This is a genomic window from Mesorhizobium sp. M7A.F.Ca.AU.002.02.1.1, assembly GCF_003998535.1.
Lineage (GTDB): Bacteria > Pseudomonadota > Alphaproteobacteria > Rhizobiales > Rhizobiaceae > Mesorhizobium > Mesorhizobium ciceri.
The window spans coordinates 1-2,202 of the sequence record NZ_RZPB01000891.1 but is presented as its reverse complement, the minus strand read 5'-3'; the positions used below and the strand labels follow the sequence as shown (position 1 = coordinate 2,202).

Genomic DNA, 2,202 nt, shown 5'->3' with positions numbered 1-2,202 from the left:
GTTCTGATATGGGCGCCGTCGACGTCGGCGTCGGTCATCAGGATGATCTTGTGGTAGCGCAATTTGTCGGCGTTGAACTCGTCCTTGCCGATCGAGGTGCCGAGCGCCGTGATCAACGTGCCGATCATGTCGGAGCCGAGCATGCGGTCGAAGCGCGCCCGCTCGACATTGAGGATCTTGCCGCGCAACGGCAGGATCGCCTGGTTCTGGCGCGAACGCCCACCCTTGGCGGAGCCGCCGGCGGAATCACCCTCGACGATGAAGATTTCGGATTTCGCCGGGTCGCGTTCCTGGCAGTCGGCCAGTTTGCCGGGCAGGGAAGTGACGCCGAGCGAACTCTTGCGGGTGATATCGCGCGCCTTGCGCGCCGCTTCGCGCGCCGCCGCCGCCTGGATCACCTTGTCGACGACCACCTTGCCTTCGCTCGGGTGTTCTTCCAGCCAGGTGCCGAGCGCTTCGTTGACCAGGCCTTCGACGACAGGACGGACTTCCGACGAGACCAGCTTGTCCTTGGTCTGCGAGGAGAATTTCGGGTCGGGAACCTTGACCGACAGCACCGCCGTCAGACCTTCGCGGCAATCGTCGCCGATCAACGAGACCTTTTCCTTCTTGGTCAGCCCAGAGGATTCGCCATAGCCGGTGATCTGACGCGTCAGCGCGCCGCGGAAGCCGGCCAGATGCGTGCCGCCATCGCGCTGCGGGATGTTGTTGGTGAAGGCCAGCACGTTCTCGTGGTAGCTGTCGTTCCACCACATCGCCACTTCGACGGTGATCCCGTCGCGCTCCGCCCGGATGGCGATCGGCTTGTCGATCAGCGGTTTCTTGACGCGATCGAGATATTTGACGAATTCTTCGAGGCCTCCATCGTAGTGCAGTTCATGGCGCACGACATCGGCGTGACGGGCATCGGTCAAAATGATGCGCACGCCGGAATTGAGGAAGGCAAGCTCGCGCAGCCGGTGTTCCAGCGTGCCGAAGTCGAACTCGACCATGGTGAAGGTCTCGGCCGACGGGAAGAAGGTGATCTGGCTGCCGCTGCGGCCCTCATAGGTGCCCGGCTGCTTGTCCTGCTCATAGGTGCCGGTCGCCTTCAGAGGTGCGTCGGCATTGCCATGCGTGAAACTCATCTCGAAGATCTGGCCGTTGCGGCGGATCTTCAGCTTTAGCCACGCCGACAGCGCGTTGACCACCGAGACGCCGACGCCATGCAGGCCGCCCGAGACCTTGTAGGAATTCTGGTCGAACTTGCCGCCGGCATGCAGCTGCGTCATGATCACTTCGGCCGCCGAAATGCCTTCTCCGGTGTGGATATCGGTCGGAATTCCGCGGCCATTGTCGATCACAGTGACCGAACCATCGGGGTTGAGCGTCACGGTGACGAGGTCGGCGTGACCGGCCAGCGCCTCGTCGATGGCGTTGTCGACCACTTCATAGACCATGTGATGCAGGCCCGAGCCGTCGTCTGTATCACCGATATACATTCCGGGGCGTTTGCGGACAGCGTCCAACCCCTTCAAAACCTTGATGGAATCGGCGCCGTATTCGGCTTCAGCGCCGTTGTTGTTGTCGATCTGATCGCTCATGAAAACCTGTTGTCTGGATGCCGCCTGCACAGCGCGAAAAGTCCGCGCCGAATCGCGCCTCTGATATCGACTAGATATAGGCGCAAAAGGCGGTTTTTCCAAGGTTTGCAGGCATTTCACTGGGAATGGCCGGCTGCCAATGGCGGGCCTCCGCCGGCCCCCATTTCACTTCGGCCAGCGGTCCTTGAGAAACCTTGATCATGAACTTGTATCTCGGCGCCAGCCGCCTGCTGCGGTCGCGCCCCGGCGTCATGTCGGGCGGGCGGCCGGATCAGGCGGTGGTCGTCGTTGGCGATGACCAGGGCCAGGCGCCACCACTGCGGTGGCGGTGGTGAGCATAGGCAGCAAGGCAAACAGCAAGCGCAAATCGAACTGCCCCCCAGTTCGTTCCTGTGCACGACCACCTCTCTATGGCAGCAAACCGGGGTTTTTTGCGGAAGACCAGCGTTTTCAGCCTGCCCGCATCGGCTTCAAAGCCTCGCTCCAGCGCAGCAGCCCGTCGAGCATGGTTTTGGCTCCGCCCTGCACCTGTTCGCTGGCGTTGAAAGCGCCATTTTCGTCGAGCAGTTTCTGGTACATCGGCAGCGCGACGCCTTCCGGGATCGGCATGACACCTACC

General features: G+C 62.0%; 2 protein-coding genes. One reads left to right on the top strand and one right to left on the bottom strand.

What is annotated here, in order from left to right:
- On the bottom strand, positions 1-1,583 hold a 1,583-nt coding region (locus tag EN879_RS32935), incomplete at its 3' end, for a DNA gyrase subunit B (RefSeq protein ID WP_127274559.1).
- Between the two features lie 194 nt (positions 1,584-1,777).
- Between EN879_RS32935 and EN879_RS39550 the strand changes: the two genes are divergently transcribed.
- The gene (locus tag EN879_RS39550) at positions 1,778-1,918 is read left to right on the top strand and encodes a hypothetical protein (RefSeq protein ID WP_155924935.1); all 141 of its coding nucleotides are present in this window, start codon (positions 1,778-1,780) and stop codon (positions 1,916-1,918) included.
- Positions 1,919-2,202 lie beyond the last annotated feature (284 nt).